Genomic DNA, 16130 nt, shown 5'->3' on the forward strand with positions numbered 1-16130 from the left:
TCATCTTTCCACGTGACCGGAGCGCGCGGCGGGCCGCTCAGTCGCCGCGCGGCCCCAGCCAGCCGTCGACGAGCTGCATCCACCTGCCGTCCCCGTCGACGGTCAGCCGCCACCCCTCGTACCCGTCCGGTCCCGCCGCGCGCATCGTGTCGGACTCCTGCCGCGTGATCGCGCCGGCGCCCACCGCCGCCTGCCAGTCGGCCTCGGCCGAGGGGCAGCCGCCGCCCATGGACATGCGCGGCCAGCCGTACGCGCGCTGGACGCCGTCGTCGCCGACCGGCTCGACGGCGCACACCCGCGTCCCCGACAGCAGCCGCGCGAGGATCGCGTACACGTCCTCCGTCTCCTCCGCCCCCGGCAGCTCGAGGAGCTCGCGCGGCGAACGCGCGCCCCAGTTCTCGTCGACCCGCCGGGGCGCCTCGGCGAGCTCGATCAGCCGCTCGTCGTCGCACGCACGAGCGGCGTCGAACAGCGAGACCACGGTGACCTGCGTCGCCTCCGGAAGCCCCGCGACGTCCGGGTCCGGCAGGTCGAGCCCGCGGGCCGAGCACTCCGGGCCGCTCGCGTCCGACGTCCCTGCGGGGGCGCGCGCGGTTCCCGCCCCGGCGACCGGGTCCTCGAGCGTGACGGTCACCGGGTCGGACAGGACGAGCTCGACGTCCGTGAGGTCGGGCGACCACAGCTGTACGAACGCGCGCACCTGGTACGTCCCGCCGCCGAGCACGGTCCGGAACTCGTCGGTCGTGACACCGTCCACCGTGCGGGGGTCGGGATCGCAGGTGCTGAGCGGCGTGTCCTCGGCGTCACGTGCGGCGGGCGCGTCGCCCACCTGGTCCATCCCCGGCTCGGTGGTGTCGATACCGACGTCGACGACACGGGCACCCAGCTGCCACAGCAGCGTGGGGGCGCTCACCCGGCGCCCGGCGTCGGCCGCCCGCTCGACCGTCAGCCGGGTGGGTGCGCGCCAGGTCCGGACGGTCTCGGTGCCGTCGGCGCTGGTGTCGTCCTCGAGCGCGGGCTCCCCGAGGAGCTCGAGCCGGCGGCCGTCGGTGTTCACCGGCAGGTCGTCGAACCGCATGCCGCACTCCAGGTCGGTGCCCTCGAGCCACGCCGGCTGGTAGCCCGTCGCGGTGCCCGCAGTCTCGGGCGGGGAGGCGGTCCCCGTGTCCGTGTCCGGGGAGGGTTCGCCCGAGGGCGACGGCGTGGGCGTCGGGCTGGTCGCCGGGCCGGGCAGGGGCTGCGGCGCGTCGGGCAGCAGCGCGGCGCCGCCCAGCGCCAGCCCGGCGGCGACGGTGAGCACGGTGGCGCCGATGCCGGCCTGCTTGGCGGTGCGCCGTCGTCGCACCCGGTGGCGCACCGATCCCAGCGCGTCGTCGAGGCCCGAGGCCGACGCGCCCAGGCCGGCGAGGGCGTCCAGCTCGCGGCGCAGCGCCTCGTCGGTGCGGGCGTCCGCCCAGTCGTCCCGCGCGCGGTTCGTGCTCATCGTCCGGCCCTCCGTCCCGTGGTCGTGGTGGTGGTGCGCCCGGTCCCGTCGTCGGCGACCCGCAGCACGTCGCGCAGCGTCGCCGTCGCGTCGGCGAGGTAGCGCTTGACGGTGCCCTGCGCGAGGCCGAGCGCTTCGGCCACCTGCGGCACGGTGAGGTCCTCGAGGTAGCGCAGGACGACGCACGCCCGCTCGCGCGGGGCCAGGCGACCGAGCGCGGCGGCGACGTCCGCACGCGCCGTCGCGCCCGAGGCCGCGCCGCGGGTCCGGTCGGCGGTGGCCACGAGCGGCCGCGCCGCCGCCCAGCGCTTCGTGCGCCGGTGCTCGTCGAGGAAGAGCGTGAGGATCGCGCGCCGCACGTACGCCTCGCTCGTCCCGCCGCCGTCCAGCGGGTGCACGCCCGCGCCGCCCCGCGCCTCCCCGGAGGTGCCGCGGCGCAGCCGCGCGAACACCTTGACGAGCGCGTCCTGCACCAGGTCCTCCGCGAGCCTTTGGTCCCCGCACAGCACGTAGGCGTACCCCACCAGGGCGCGGCCCCGTGCCCGTGCGAGCTCGGCGAGCTCGTCCTCCCAGCGACTCATCGTCGACCCACCAGTCCCTCCCGTGCCGTCGTCACCCGCTTGGACGGCCGGCGGACGGGAAACGTTGGGGCCAGGATTCCACGGTGGTTCGTGACGGCCGTCACATGTGGGTAGACTCCCCGCATCCCGCCGTCAACGGCGACGGCGGGACCTTACCGACGGGCGGTCACCGCCGTCCCGCCGGGTCGAGGAAGCACGTCAAGGAGGACGGATGCTCACGTTCGGTTCCAGCAGCATCACGATCGTCGCGGTCATCGCCGTCATCGGGCTGGCCGCGCTCGTGTGTGCGGCCACCCTGCGGCGGCAGGTGCTCGCCGCCCCCGAGGGCACGCCCGGCATGCAGGAGATCGGGCGGGGCGTCCAGGAGGGGGCCTCCGCCTACCTCAACCGCCAGTTCCGCACGCTGGCCCTGTTCGCGGGGGCGGTCTTCCTGCTGCTCTTCGCGCTGCCCGGCGACGGCGGGGTCCGGGTCGGGCGGTCGATCGCGTTCCTCTTCGGTGCGGCGTTCTCCGCCGCCATCGGGTACCTGGGCATGTGGCTCGCCGTGCGCGCCAACGTGCGGGTGGCCGCAGCCTCGACCCGCCCCGACGGGCGTGCGGAGGGTGCACGGATCGCGTTCCGCACCGGCGGCGTCGTGGGCATGTCCGTGGTGGGGCTCGGGCTGCTGGGGGCGGCGCTCGTCGTGCTCGTGTACCGCACGGAGGCACCGGCCGTGCTGGAGGGCTTCGGCTTCGGCGCCGCGCTGCTGGCCATGTTCATGCGGGTCGGCGGCGGCATCTTCACCAAGGCGGCCGACGTCGGCGCCGACCTGGTCGGCAAGGTCGAGCAGGGCATCCCCGAGGACGACCCGCGCAACGCCGCCACCATCGCGGACAACGTGGGCGACAACGTGGGCGACTGCGCCGGCATGGCCGCCGACCTCTTCGAGTCGTACGCCGTCACCCTGGTCGCCGCCCTCATCCTCGGCAAGGCCGTGATGGGGGAGCAGGGCCTCGTCTTCCCGCTGATCGTCACCGCCGTCGGCGCGTTCGTCGCGCTGCTGGGCGTGCTCGTCACCCGCGTGCGGGGCAGCGAGAACGGCCTCAAGGCCATCAACCGTGGCTTCTACCTGTCCGCCGTCGTCGGGGCCCTGCTGGCCGCGGTCGCCGCGTTCGTCTACCTGCCGTCGTCGTTCGCCGACCTGTCCGGCACCGCCGAGCTCGGCGAGGTCACCGCCGACCCGCGCGTCGTCGCGTCGCTGGCCGTCATCATCGGCGTCGTGCTCGCCGGGATCATCCTGTGGATCACCGGCTACTTCACCGGCACGACGTCGAAGCCGACGCTGCACGTCGCGGCGACGTCGCGCACCGGCGCGGCCACCGTGGTGCTGTCCGGCATCGGGGTGGGCTTCGAGTCCGCCGTCTACACCGCGGGCGTCATCGCCGCCGCGATCTGCGGCGTCTTCCTGCTCGCTGGCGGCTCGCTCTGGCTGTCCCTGTTCCTCGTGGCGCTCGCGGGCTGCGGGCTGCTCACGACCGTCGGCGTCATCGTCGCGATGGACACATTCGGGCCGGTGAGCGACAACGCGCAGGGCATCGCCGAGATGTCCGGCGACGTCGACGACGAGGCCGCGCAGATCCTCACGGACCTCGACGCGGTGGGCAACACGACCAAGGCGATCACCAAGGGCATCGCGATCGCGACGGCGGTGCTCGCCGCGACCGCGCTCTTCGGCTCGTACGCCGACGCCGTGTCGACGGCGCTGGCCGACGTCACGGAGGTGGGCGCGGGCCTGGTCCCGGCCATGCTCAGCTTCGAGATCGTGTCGCCCGTGACGCTCGTGGGCGTGATCCTCGGCGCCGCCACGGTGTTCCTCTTCTCCGGCCTCGCCATCGACGCCGTGACCCGCGCGGCGGGCGCGATCGTCTTCGAGGTGCGCCGCCAGTTCCGCGAGCACCCCGGGATCATGACCTACGAGGAGCGGCCCGAGTACGGCCGCGTCGTGGACATCTGCACCCGCGACTCGCTGCGCGAGCTCGCCACCCCCGGCCTGCTGGCGGCGTTCGCGCCCATCGCGGTCGGGTTCGGGCTCGGGGTCGGGCCGCTGGCCGGGTTCCTCGGGGGCGCGATCGGCGCCGGCGTCCTCATGGCCGTCTTCCTCGCCAACTCGGGCGGCGCCTGGGACAACGCGAAGAAGATCGTCGAGGACGGCGCCTACGGCGGCAAGGGTTCCGAGGCGCACGCCGCCACCGTCATCGGCGACACGGTCGGCGACCCGTTCAAGGACACCGCCGGCCCCGCGATCAACCCGCTCATCAAGGTGATGAACCTGGTGTCGGTGCTCATCGCGCCCGCCGTGGTGATGCTGAGCGTGCCGGCCGACGCGAACCAGGCGGTGCGCATCGTCATCGCCGTCGTCGCGGCGGGCATCGCCTTCGGCGCCGTCATCATGTCCCGCCTCCGCGCGGCGCGCGTGGACCGCGAGCAGGCGGACGAGACGGCGAGCGTCCCCGCGACGTAGCGGCCCGGTGGCCGAGCCTGTCGAGACCCGCGGCAGGGTCTCGACAGGCTCGACAGGCTCGACAGGATCGACCGGCGGCCGGGGTCACTGGCCGGTGCGGCCGTCGATGCACTCGCGCAGCAGGTCGGCGTGCCCGGCGTGGCGGGCGTACTCCTCGACGAGGTGCTCGAGGATGTCGCGCACCGTCGAGCTGGTGCCGTCGAACGGCACGACCCGCCCCATGTCCGCGTCGGTCTGGGTGGCGAGCCACGCGTCGGCGGCCGCCGTCTCGCGCCGCCAGGAGGTCCACGCCTCCGCGACGATCTCAGGGTCCGCGACCGCGCCGTCGAAGTCCCAGTCCGGGCCGCCGTCGGCGACGTAGAGCTTCGGCAGGTCCATCGCGCCCTGCAGGACGCGGCGGGACCAGGAATGCTCCACCTTGGCCAGGTGGCGCACCAGCCCCAGCAGCGACAGGGTCGACGGCGGCACGGAGCGGCGGGCGAGCTGCTCGGCGTCGAGCCCTTCGCACTTCATCTCGATCGTGGCGCGGTAGGACCGCAGGTAGGACCAGTGGGTCTCCAGCTCGCCGACCGGGTCGGCCCACTGCTGGCGGGGGTCGTCCTCGGGGTCCACCCACAGGTCGGGGAACCGGCGTGCCTCGGGCGTCGTCGCGGGATCTGTCATGGCGACATCCGACTCCCCCCGACGACGCGCACGCAAGGGGATAGTCCCGGATGGTCCCCGGTCGGTCGTCGTTCCCCCGTGAACGTCGTGTTTCCGGCCGTGCCGAAGCTCCCGGGTCGCGACATGCTGGGCCGGGGACGGCGCTCGGCGCCGGCCCCTGGCGGGACGACGGAGTCCACGCCGCCGACGAGAAGAAGGAGACCCATGAAGCTCCCACGCACCGTCGCGGTGCTCGGCACCCTCACCCTCCTGGCGACGACGTTCGTGACCGCCGCGGCCGCCGACGACCGGCAGGACCGCCAAGGCCGCGGGCCCGAGCGGGACGCACCTGCCGCCGGCGCGGCGTCGTTCGCCGAGCTGGCGCGCACGGCACAACGCTCCGGGCCCGGCCACGGCGGCGGGACGACCGGCGGCGCGATCGACATGCCCCGCGCCTACCCGTCCCAGCCCGACCTCACCGTGTACCCGCCGGCGGACGACGACGCGACCGACCTCAACGGCACGATCAGCTACGCCGAGATCGCCCCGCGGCTGACGGCCTTCATGGACTCGAGCGACCGGGTCTCGACCCAGGTGGTGGGTCGGTCCACGGCGGGCCGCGACCTGTACCTGGTGACCGTGACGGCGCCGGAGTCCCGCCGCGAGACCGCGCGGCAGACCGGGTGGCGGGAGGAGATCCGCACGTCCCCGGAGCGGGCCGCGGCCGACCGCCGCCTCGCCGAGGGCTACAAGACGCCGCTGTGGATCAGCGCCAACATCCACGGCAACGAGTGGGAGGGCACCGACGCCGCGATGCAGGTCATCGACGAGCTGGCGACGTCCGACGACCCGGCCACCGCGGCCCTGCTCGAGGACCACCGGCTGTACTTCTCGCTGACGCTCAACCCCGACGGGCGCACCCTGGGCACCCGGGCCACGAGCCTGAGCCTCGACGCGAACCGCGACATGATCACCGGGGCGACGCCGGAGTCGCGGTCGTTCGTCGCGACCGCGCAGGCGCTGCAGCCGCTCTACGCGGCCGACTTCCACGGCTACACCGACGTGCTGCAGGTGGAGCCGTGCGGGCCGCCGCACGGCGAGAACTACGAGTACGACCTGTTCATCCCCCATGGGTACGCGATCGCGCGCCAGGTGGAGGACGACGTGGTCGCCGCGCAGATCCCCGGGAACACCTACTACGACCCGGCCACGGACGAGGCGGTCGACGAGAACACCGGCTTCATCAAGATCCCGTACCGCGACACCCCGTCCGGGTGGGACGACTACCCGCCGATCTTCACCGCGCAGTACGCCGCGTTCCACGGCGCCACGACCAGCACCGTCGAGCTGCCGAAGGGCCGCACCGGCCCGGCCACCACGCCCGAGGACGCCGTGATCAACACGGCGGTGGCGAAGCAGACGATGACCTCGATGATCGACTACGTGGCCGGGCACCACGACGCCATGCTGGACGACCAGATCGAGGCGTTCCGCCGGGGCGTCGCGGGGGAGCCGAAGGACGCGCTGACGGTCGACGACGTGGCGGCCGTGCCCGGGCCGGACGAATGGAAGCAGCACTGGGACGTGGTCGACGACCAGGACCCGGTCGACCTGCCGCGCGCCTACGTGATCCCGGTCGGCGACGGGCAGCGGTCCGCCGCCGACGCCGAGGCGCTGGTGGACCAGCTCCTGTTCCACGGCATCGAGGTCGGCACGCTGACGCGCGCCACCCGCGTCGGCGGCACCACCTACCCGCGCGGCTCGTTCGTCGTCGACCTGCACCAGCCGCTGCGCGGCCTGGCGAACGCCCTGCTCGACCTCGGCACCGACATCTCGGCGAAGGTGCCGTCGATGTACAACATCTCGGCGTGGAGCCTGTCGTCCCTGTGGGGCGCGACGGTCGACAGCGTCGGGTCGACCACGGACCGGCCGGTCGGGAAGGTCGTCCCGCTGCGCGGCGAGCCGTCGGACGCCCGCGTGCCGCACGGGGCGCGGCACGTCGCGTTCGACGTCGCGGGCGTCGAGGACTACCGCGCCCTCAACGCGCTGCTCGAGGAGGACGTCCCGGTCTGGCTCCTGGACGACGGGCGCGCCGTCGTCGGGCGCGGGGACGGCCGGACCGTCCGGGAGGTCGCGCGCGAGCACGACGTCCCGTTCGAGGCCGCGACGCGGCAGGAGCTGCGCCGGCTCGACGAGGCGGCGGAGCTCGACGACCTCACGGTCGCCTACGCGGGCAGCCAGGACGACCTGCTGTCCCTGACCGAGCTCGGCTTCGACGACCTGGTCCGGGTCACCGCGGCCGGCATCGAGGCCGGCGCGGCGACCGGGACGACGGGCCTCGAGGACGCCGACGTGCTCTGGGTCGGGTCGTCGCTGACGCTGCCCGCCGGCAGCGCCGGCCGGGAGGCGGTGCAGGGCTGGGTGGACGACGGCGGCTCGGTCGTGGGTCGCACGGCGGCCGCGTTCGCCGTGGCCGAGACGTACGGGCTCGTGGAGGGCTCGGCCGTCACGGGCAACCGGTCGGGCAACGGGATCGTCGACGTCAACACCGCGCGCTCGTCGTTCCTGTCCGCGCACCCCCAGGACCAGGCGTTCGTCTATCCGGCGACCTGGTTCACCGACCTGGGCGAGGGCACCACGGCCGAGCAGTCCTACGACGCGGACCGGCCGTTCCTCGCCGGGCACTGGACGCCGTCCGGCGCGGGGTCGGACGGCCCCGACGCGGCGGCAGGGCACGCCGCGGTGGTCTCGGGCGAGGCGGAGTCGGGCGCGCGGGCCGTCGTGTTCGGCACGTCGGTGTTCTTCCGCACCCACCCGAAGGGCGGCCTGGGCCAGGCGGCGCAGGCCCTCTTCTGGGCCACCTCGGACGCCTGACCAGGCGTTCGACCTGCCCTGCCGCCCGGGCCGACGCCCGGGCGGCAGGGCCGTGCCGCAGGATCAGGACGCGCGCCCGCGGCGCAGCACGCCGGCCGTGACCCCCGCGCCGACCCCCACGGCCGCGGCGACCCCGAACGCCCACCAGAGCCGGGTGCGCAGCGGCACCAGCAGCGCGTCGACGGTGTCGTCGAGCACCTGGCGTCCCGCTGCGCCGACGTCGAGCCCGGCGAAGACCGCCTGCACGGCCTCCGGCAGCAGCACGAGGAGCACGAGCATCGCGACGGCGGTCAGCACCCCGGTCACCGCGACCGTGCGCAGGCGTCGTCCGGGCCGGGCGACGAGGGCGGCCAGGACGGCGAGCAGCACCGTCGCCGGCAGCGCCCACGGGGTCCACCGGTCCAGCACGGCGACGGCCGACTGGGCGGTGGCGAGGTCGTCGGACGCGTACAGGACGACGTCGGCGCCGGTCGTCGCGAAGCCTTCGGGGACGGGCAGCCCGCGGTCGCGCAGCGCCTGCGCGACCGCCTCCAGGAACGGGTCGAGGGGGAGGGTCACCACGCCGTCGGCGGCGTCGACGACGTCGCTCTCGTCGCGCAGCACCGCCACCGTCGCGGCGTGCCCCTGCCGGCTGGCCTCCTCCCAGGCGGGCGGGAAGGTGTCCGAGCGCACGAAGACGTCGGCCACCTCGCCGATCACCGGGCGCAGCGCCCCGGCGAGCACCCCCGAGTCGATCTGGTCGACCACGGTGCCGGTCAGCGCCTCGGCCACCGCGTCCTGCGTGGTGATCTCCTCCGCGAGCGGCGCCGTCGCCGCGACGTACGCGTCCGTGTCCAGCAGGGTGCCCTCGACGTACCGCGCGGGCACGGTGACCACCGCCGCCAGCACCGCGAGCAGGACCAGGACGCCGCTGAGGAAGCTCCGCACACCCGCCATGGTCGGCACGCTACGCGGCCGCGCGGGGTCGGGGCGCGGGGTGGGGCGCGGGGCTAGAGCCCCGTGCGCCCGTCGATGCACTCGCGCAGCAGGTCCACGTGGCCCATGTGCCGGGCGTACTCCTCGAGCACGTGCAGCAGCACGTCGCGGGCCTCGACGGTGCCGCCGTCGTAGGGCACCTCGCGGCTCAGGTCCTCGCCGGCGAAGCAGTCGTCCGCGGCCTCGACGGCGCGGTGCCAGGCGTCCCACGCCTCGTCGACGCAGGTCGCGTCCGGGAGGGCGCCGTCGAAGTCGACGTCGGGGTAGCCGGGCAGCTCGAACGGGCCGCGCTCGTCGAGGCCCTCCAGCACCCGCCGGAACCAGTGGTGCTCGACGTTCGCGAGGTGCCGGACGAGCCCGAGCAGCGAGAGCGTCGACGGCGGCACGGCACGGCGCGCGAGCTGCGAGGCGTCGAGGCCCTCGCACTTCATGACCAGCGTCATGCGGTAGCGGCAGAGGTATTCCCAGAGGGTCTCCTTCTCGCCGACCGGGTCGACGCCCGTCGCTCGCGGGTCATTCTCGGGATGCACCCACAGGCCGGGCGTGGTAGAGGTCACGCGCGTAATCTGGCCGAACGCCCGCCACGGGTCAAGCCGCATGCTCCCACCTGCGGCGACGTTCCGGCGTCGTGCGCTCTCCCGGTAGCCTTCGGCAGCATGAGGGCCAGCACGAGACGCGCCGGTGGCGCCTCGCGCGGCGTGGTCGGTCGCCTGAGGCGACCGGTGCCGGGGATCTGGCGTCGCCGCTCGTCGTTCGCGGCCGCCGGCGCCGTCGCGCTGCTCCTGGGCATGGGGGTCGGGGTGGCGTCCGGCTTCGTGGCGGACGCCGGCGCCCCCGCCGAGGCGGTCCTCGCGGCCGGCCCGCCCGACGAGTGCCCGGTGGTGCAGGCCGCGTGGTCGCGGTCGGCGTCCCTCCAGGTCGAGATGACGGCCGACGACCCGGCCACCCTGCGGCGCGGCTTCGTGGGTGCCCGCGACGCCCTCGCCGAGGTCCGTCCGCCCACGGAGGTGCGTGACGACTGGCTCACCGTGGCGACCTACGTCGGCGCGGTCGCCGACGAGATCGAGGCGGCCGGCGAGGGCGAGGTCGCGACGGCCGTCGCCGAGGCCCTGGCGGAGCTCGACACCCCGGCGATGACGGCGGCGTCGAACCGCGTCACGACCTTCCTCAAGGACGATTGCGGCGCGACCGACGCGCCTGACGAGACCCCGGACGACACGTCGGACGACACCCCGGACGACACCCTGGACGACACCCTGGACGACGCGCCCGCCGACTGAGCGGAGATTTCCGCGCGCGCGGGCGGTGACGCACCATAGGGGGATGCGCCCCGCCCGCCTCCTGCCCCGCCACCTCCCGGTCGTCGTCGTGGGGATGCTCGTGACCGGGGCCGCGCTGGCCGGCTGCGGGCAGTCCGACGGCGGCGAGGAGCCGGTCGCGGAGCCCGCCCCGGCGGTCTCGATCCCCGGCGACCTCGCGATGGGCGTCGAGGGCGAGCCGAGCCGGTCGAAGGACGCGGCGTCGGACCCGGAGGCGTCGCCCGACCCGAGCGCGGACGCGACGGACGGCGAGGGCCTCGACCGCGAGACGTGCGCCGGGCTGCAGCAGGCCTGGTCCACGACCAACCGCGCGCTCGTCGACCTCAGCCCGGAGCACCCGCGCGCGCTGGTGCAGAGCTTCCGCACCGCGGACACCGCGATGGCCGACGCCGAGCCGCCGGAGGGCGTGGCGGAGCCCTGGGGCGCGATGGCGGACTACCTCGACAGCGCCGTCACGGCGTTCGAGGGCGTCGACGCGGACGACGCGAACGCCGTGAGCTCCGCGATGGCCGGCGCGATCACCGCGGACGACACGGCCGACGCCACGACGGCCGCCAAGGACATCACCACGTTCCTGTCGACCGAGTGCGCGGGCCGATGACGACGGACGGCCTCGCCCCGACGCCTGCCTCCACGACTGTCTCGGCGCCCGTGCCCGGCGCGGCGGGGCACGCCGGGTCACTGGTCGACGCGCTGCGGTCGGACCTGACGGCGGCGGGCTACACCGTCGACGGCGTCGGCGAGGCGCTGGGCGAGGTCGCGTCCGCGGCGCTGCACCGCGAGCAGACCGTGCCGGCCCGCCGCGCGCTCGCGGACGTCGGGCCCGCGCACGAGCCACGCGCCGTGCTCGCCCGGCTGTTCCTGCTGGCCGACGAGGTGCCGCGCGGGGCGCTCGACCGGGCGCTGCCCGGCCTCGGCACCGCCGGTGCCGCCCACCTGGGGCTGGTGGCCGCGGCGGGTGAGGGTGACGACGACGCCGTGCGCGCCGTCGTCGACCTGCGCCCGTACGCCGCCGTCGACGCGGGCGGGGAGGCGTCGTGGTGGCTGGCGAGCGACCTCGCCGAGCTGGCCACGGGCGGTCGGCTCGCGACGGACCACGTGCTGGGCGCCGGCGGCGCGTCCACGACGCTCGCCCAGGTCACGGCGCGCACGCCGGTGGGCCGCGTGCTCGACCTGGGCACGGGCTGCGGCATCCAGGCGCTGCACGCCGCGCGGCACGCCCGGCACGTCGTGGCGACCGACCTGTCCCGGCGCGCGCTGGGCTTCGCCCGGTTCAACCTCGCGCTCAACACCCCGGCGGCGGGGGTCGACGTCGCGCTGCGGCACGGGTCGATGCTGGACCCGGTGGCGGGGGAGAGCTTCGACCTGGTCGTCTCCAACCCGCCGTTCGTCATCACCCCGCACGCCGGCGCGGCGGGCGCCGCGGTGGCGGAGGCGCTGGGCGACTACGAGTACCGCGACGGCGGCCGCTCGGGCGACGACCTGGTGCGGGACCTGGTGCGTGACGTCGGCGGCGTGCTCGCGCCCGGCGGTGTCGCGCAGCTGCTGGGCAACTGGGAGCACCGGCGCGGCGAGCCGTGGGACGAGCGCGTGGGCGCGTGGCTCGACGCCGCCGGCCTGGACGGCTGGGTGATCCAGCGCGAGGTGCTCGACCCGGCGGAGTACGCCGAGACGTGGATCCGCGACGGCGGCACCACCCCGGAGCGCGAGCCGGGCGCCTGGGCCGCCGCGTACGGCGCGTGGCTGGACGACTTCGCGTCCCGCGACGTGGAGGCCGTGGGCTTCGGGATCGTCACCCTCCGCCGGCCCACGGGCGGCGCGCGGCCGACGCTGCGCCGCCTCGAGGAGCACACCGGCTCCGTGCACCAGCCGCTCGGCGCGCACGTCGCGGCGTCGCTCGCGGCGCACGACTGGCTCGAGGCGCGCGACGACGCGGCGCTCGCCGGCGCCCACCTCGTGGTCGCGGACGACGTCACCGAGGAGCGGTTCCACACGCCCGGGCAGGCGGACCCGAACGTCGTCGTGATCCGGCAGGGCGACGGGCTGGGTCGCGGGGTGCACGCCTCCACCGGCCTCGCGGCGTTCGTCGGGGTGTGCGACGGCGAGCTCGCCGTCGGGCAGATCGTCGGGGCGCTGGGCGCGCTGCTCGACGTCCCCGCCGACGACCTGCGGGCCGAGCTGTTCCCCGCCGTCCGCGGCCTGGTGCGCGACGGCTTCCTCCGCCCCGCCGACTGACGGCGCCGCCCGGGGGCCTGCCGGGCGTGGGCCGTGCCACATGGGGAGAACTCCCCGTCGCGCCGGGGCGCAGGAGCGGCGCCCGTCGGTCACGATGGTCCCCATGCGCAACCGACTGACGATGACCCGTGCCACCGCCGTGGCCGCCGCCGCCCTGCTCTCCCTCGGCCTCGCCGCCTGCAGCGGCTCCGGCGACTCGGGGTCCGGCTCCGGTGAGGGCACGCCCGCCGCCGAGGAGCAGGCGCCCGAGGAGAGCCCGGCCGAGGAGGAGGCCCCGGCCGACGAGGCGGCCGGCGGCGACGTGTGCGGCGCCGTCCAGGCCCTCACCGAGGCGTCCTCCGCGATGGGCGACGTCGACCCGTCCGACCTGCAGCCCACGGTCGACAAGCTCGAGGACCTCACCACCACGCTCGAGAGCGTCGGCGAGCCGCCCGCGGAGATCGCCGACGACTGGGAGGCGCTGACCACGTCGTTCCGCACCGCGACGGACGGCCTGAGCGCCGCGGCCGAGGACCCCACCGACGCCGAGGCGATGACGAAGCTGCAGGACGCCATGTCCGCCATGACCGGCTCGGAGTTCCAGGAGGCCGCGCAGGCCGTCGGCACGTACGCCGGGACGAACTGCTGACACGCGAGGAATCGTCGGTGCTGGATCGATCCTCGAACCGGCCGTCTGAGGATCGATCCAGCACGCTCGCTGCGTGGCGGGGGCGTCAGCCGATGACGACGGCCGCCTCCGGGCGCCGGTACAGGCGCTGCCGGTCGCGCATCGCGAGGCCGGTGCCGAGCGTGATGGGCCCGAGCCGGCCGAGGAACATCAGGGCCACGAGCACGAGCTGGTGCCACGGCTGCATGTCCGCGGTGATGCCGGTGGACAGGCCGGTGGTGCTGAACGCGGAGACCACCTCGTACAGCACCTGGTCCAGGGTGAACAGGCTGGTGGACAGCGTGATCGCGAGGGTGGGCAGCACCACGGCGGCGACGCCGACGAGCGCGACGGTGAGCGCCTGCCGCTGGGTGCTCGGTGTCAGGCGCCGGTCCCAGAGCGTGGCGTCGGGGTCGCCCCGCAGCTCCGACCAGATCGCGACGGCGAGGACGGCGAACGTCGTCACCTTGATGCCGCCGGCGGTGCCTCCCGACCCTGCGCCGATGAACATCAGCATGTCGGTGAAGAACCACGTGCCGTTGTTGGCCTGCGACAGTTCCACGGAGTTGAAGCCCGCGGTGCGGGGCATCACCGCCTGTGTGAACGCGGCCAGCACCTTCGCGGGCGGGTCGAGGGGCCCGAACGTGCCGGGGTTGCGCCACTCGGCCGCGAGGAAGAACACCGTGCCCACCACGAGCAGCACCACCGTCATCAGCACGGTGAGCCGCGTGTGCACGCTCCAGCGCGACAGGCGCTGCAGATCGGTCGGCCCGTCCTCGGTCCTGCGAGTGCGGTGCAGGCGCCACAGCTCCAGCAGCACCGGGAAGCCGAGGCCGCCGATGATGATCGCCGCGCAGATCGGCAGGCACACCCACGGGTCGGCGACGAACGGCACGAGGTTCTGGCTGTAGATCGAGAAGCCCGCGTTGTTGAACGCGGACACCGCGTGGAACACGCCGGACCAGACGGCGTGGCCGAGCGGTTCGTCGTAGGCGGCGGCGAACCGCGCCGTGAGCACCGCGGCCACCACCAGCTCGGTGACGACGGTGAACCGCAGCACGCCGAGCAGCACGCGCCGGACGTCGCCCATCCCGACCGAGCGGGTCGACTCGGTCGCCACCAGGCGGGTGCTGAGCCCCAGGCGGCGGGTCAGCAGCAGGCCGAGCAGCGACGCGAGGGTCATGACGCCGAAGCCGCCCACCTGGATGAGCAGCAGGATCACGACCTGCCCGAACGGCGTCCAGAACGTCTCGGTGTCGACGACGGCGAGGCCGGTCACGCAGGCCGCGGACGTCGCGGTGAACAGGGCCTCGACGAAGCTCGCGTTCCTCCCGGTGGCGCTGACCGGCAGGCTCAGCAGCGCCGTGCCGGCGCCGATCGTCGCGAGGAAGGCGAGGGTGACCACCTGGACCGGGCGGCGACGCAGGCTCGCCGGCGAGGCGGAGGGCGCGGGCACCCGGTGCGGGCGCAGCCACGGGATCGGGTGCACGAAGGATCAGTGTGCACCCGGCGGCGGGCTGGACGCGCCCTGGCCGCGGGCTGGTCACCCCCGTAGCGTGTGGTGCGCCGGGCAACCGTCCGGTACCTGACGGAAGGGATTCTCCGATGAGACGCACGACCTTCAGGACGATGACCGCCACGGCTGCCGGGCTCACGCTCGCGGCGACCGCGGCGACGGCCCAGGCCGCCGGTCCGGACCCCGACGACGACGTCGCGGGCGCGGACCGATATCCGGCCGGGCTCCTGCGGGCCATGACGGACGACCTCGGCGTGTCGAAGGAGCGCGCCGTCGAACGGCTGGACTTCCAGGACGACGCCGCGGCCGCGCAGGAGCGGCTGCGGGAGAAGCTCGGTGACGACTTCGCCGGCGCGTGGCTCGACCCCGAGCTCGACCGGCTGTTCGTCGCCACGACGGGCGACGCGGGCGGTGCCGTCGAGGCCGCCGTGCGCGCCGCGGGCGGTCGGGCGGTGGACGCCCGGTACTCGCTGGACCAGCTCGAGGGCTGGGCCGCGGACCTGGGCGACGATGCCGCCGCGGCCGTCGGCGTGACCGGCTGGCACGTGGACGTGCAGGACAACACCCTCGTGGTCGAGACGCTGGCAGGGGCGGACGCCCGGGCGGACGTCGACGACGCGCTGGCCGCGGCGGGCGTGCCGAGCGGCGCCGCCACGGTGCGCACGACCGCCGAGCGGCCACGGGTGCTCGACGACGTCGTCGGGGGCAACGCGTACTACATCAACGGGGCGTCGCGCTGCTCGGTGGGCTTCGCCGTCACGGACGGCTTCGTCACCGCGGGGCACTGCGGCTCCGCGGGCGACCCGACGTCGCAGCCCACGGGCACGTTCGCCGGGTCGAGCTTCCCCGGCGACGACTACGGGTACGTCCAGGTGGGGCTCGGCAGCACGCCGGTCGGTGCCGTGAACGACTGGGCGGGCGGCCAGGTCGCCGTCGCGGGCGCCGAGCCGGCGCCGGTGGGGGCCCAGGTGTGCCGCTCCGGCTCGACGTCGGGCTGGCACTGCGGCACCGTCGAGGCGCTCGACGTCTCGGTCTCCTACGCCGAGGGCACGGTCGACGGGCTCATCCGCACCGACGTGTGCGCGGAGCCGGGCGACTCCGGCGGCTCGCTGCTGGCGGGCGACCAGGCGCAGGGCGTCACGTCCGGCGGTTCCGGGGACTGCACGTCCGGCGGCACGACGTTCTTCCAGCCGGTGGGCGAGATCCTCGACGCCTACGACCTCACCCTGGTGACCGGCTGACCGCCGGGAGGTAGTCCAGAGATCCGCGAGGTAGCTCGGAGAGCCGCGAGGTAGCTCGAAGAACCGCGAGGTAGCTCGTCGGGCCACGGTGGAGCGCCACCGGGCCGACCTGTGAGCT

At 75.1% G+C, this 16130-nt stretch carries 13 protein-coding genes; 7 read left to right on the forward strand and 6 right to left on the reverse strand.

Going from position 1 to position 16130, the window contains the following annotated elements; translation table 11 throughout:
- Positions 1 to 37: 37 nt before the first annotated feature.
- On the reverse strand, positions 38 to 1483 hold the full coding sequence (locus tag ACFQ80_RS16995; protein ID WP_430564462.1) for a hypothetical protein: 1446 nt from the start codon (positions 1481 to 1483) through the stop codon (positions 38 to 40).
- Positions 1480 to 2064: a sigma-70 family RNA polymerase sigma factor gene (locus ACFQ80_RS17000; RefSeq protein ID WP_430564463.1), complete on the reverse strand. Its 585-nt coding sequence runs from the start codon at positions 2062 to 2064 to the stop codon at positions 1480 to 1482. Before ACFQ80_RS17000 ends, ACFQ80_RS16995 begins: the two co-directional genes overlap by 4 nt.
- Positions 2065 to 2275: 211 nt before the next feature.
- On the opposite strand from ACFQ80_RS17000, the gene ACFQ80_RS17005 reads away from it, so the two are divergent.
- Positions 2276 to 4564: a sodium-translocating pyrophosphatase gene (locus tag ACFQ80_RS17005; RefSeq protein WP_430564464.1), complete on the forward strand. Its 2289-nt coding sequence runs from the start codon at positions 2276 to 2278 to the stop codon at positions 4562 to 4564.
- Between the two features lie 84 nt (positions 4565 to 4648).
- Here the strand turns inward: ACFQ80_RS17005 and ACFQ80_RS17010 are convergent, their stop codons facing one another.
- The gene (locus ACFQ80_RS17010; RefSeq protein WP_430564465.1) at positions 4649 to 5227 is read right to left on the reverse strand and encodes a DinB family protein; all 579 of its coding nucleotides are present in this window, start codon (positions 5225 to 5227) and stop codon (positions 4649 to 4651) included.
- A 204-nt stretch (positions 5228 to 5431) separates the two neighbouring features.
- Here ACFQ80_RS17010 and ACFQ80_RS17015 point away from each other — a divergent pair, with 204 nt between their 5' ends.
- Entirely contained in the window at positions 5432 to 8080 is a 2649-nt protein-coding gene (locus ACFQ80_RS17015) for a M14 family zinc carboxypeptidase (protein ID WP_430564466.1), read from the forward strand.
- A 63-nt stretch (positions 8081 to 8143) separates the two neighbouring features.
- Here the strand turns inward: ACFQ80_RS17015 and ACFQ80_RS17020 are convergent, their stop codons facing one another.
- Both ACFQ80_RS17020 and ACFQ80_RS17025 read right to left on the reverse strand, forming a co-directional pair.
- Positions 8144 to 9016, reverse strand: a complete 873-nt coding sequence (locus ACFQ80_RS17020; protein WP_430564467.1) for a hypothetical protein — start codon at positions 9014 to 9016, stop codon at positions 8144 to 8146.
- Between the two features lie 53 nt (positions 9017 to 9069).
- Positions 9070 to 9612 (reverse strand): DinB family protein, encoded by a 543-nt coding sequence (locus tag ACFQ80_RS17025; protein WP_430564468.1) that lies wholly within the window; start codon positions 9610 to 9612, stop codon positions 9070 to 9072.
- Positions 9613 to 9711: 99 nt separating this feature from the next.
- Here ACFQ80_RS17025 and ACFQ80_RS17030 point away from each other — a divergent pair, with 99 nt between their 5' ends.
- From ACFQ80_RS17030 to ACFQ80_RS17045, 4 genes are all read left to right on the forward strand, one after another.
- Positions 9712 to 10335: a hypothetical protein gene (locus ACFQ80_RS17030; RefSeq protein ID WP_430564469.1), complete on the forward strand. Its 624-nt coding sequence runs from the start codon at positions 9712 to 9714 to the stop codon at positions 10333 to 10335.
- A 43-nt stretch (positions 10336 to 10378) separates the two neighbouring features.
- Complete coding sequence (locus ACFQ80_RS17035; RefSeq protein ID WP_430564470.1) at positions 10379 to 10975, forward strand: hypothetical protein; 597 nt, start codon at positions 10379 to 10381, stop codon at positions 10973 to 10975.
- On the forward strand, positions 10972 to 12609 hold the full coding sequence (locus ACFQ80_RS17040; RefSeq protein ID WP_430564471.1) for a methyltransferase: 1638 nt from the start codon (positions 10972 to 10974) through the stop codon (positions 12607 to 12609). Before ACFQ80_RS17035 ends, ACFQ80_RS17040 begins: the two co-directional genes overlap by 4 nt.
- 103 nt (positions 12610 to 12712) lie before the next feature.
- The gene (locus ACFQ80_RS17045) at positions 12713 to 13237 is read left to right on the forward strand and encodes a hypothetical protein (RefSeq protein WP_430564472.1); all 525 of its coding nucleotides are present in this window, start codon (positions 12713 to 12715) and stop codon (positions 13235 to 13237) included.
- An 85-nt stretch (positions 13238 to 13322) separates the two neighbouring features.
- On the opposite strand, the gene ACFQ80_RS17050 is transcribed toward ACFQ80_RS17045, so the two are convergent.
- Positions 13323 to 14744 (reverse strand): TrkH family potassium uptake protein, encoded by a 1422-nt coding sequence (locus ACFQ80_RS17050; protein WP_430564473.1) that lies wholly within the window; start codon positions 14742 to 14744, stop codon positions 13323 to 13325.
- Between the two features lie 116 nt (positions 14745 to 14860).
- On the opposite strand from ACFQ80_RS17050, the gene ACFQ80_RS17055 reads away from it, so the two are divergent.
- A complete protein-coding gene (locus ACFQ80_RS17055) occupies positions 14861 to 16012 on the forward strand; it encodes a S1 family peptidase (RefSeq protein ID WP_430564474.1) in 1152 nt (383 codons plus the stop codon).
- The last annotated feature ends 118 nt before the right edge of the window (positions 16013 to 16130 follow it).

The organism is Isoptericola sp. NPDC056578 (assembly GCF_042793275.1).
Taxonomy (GTDB): Bacteria; Actinomycetota; Actinomycetes; order Actinomycetales; family Cellulomonadaceae; genus Isoptericola.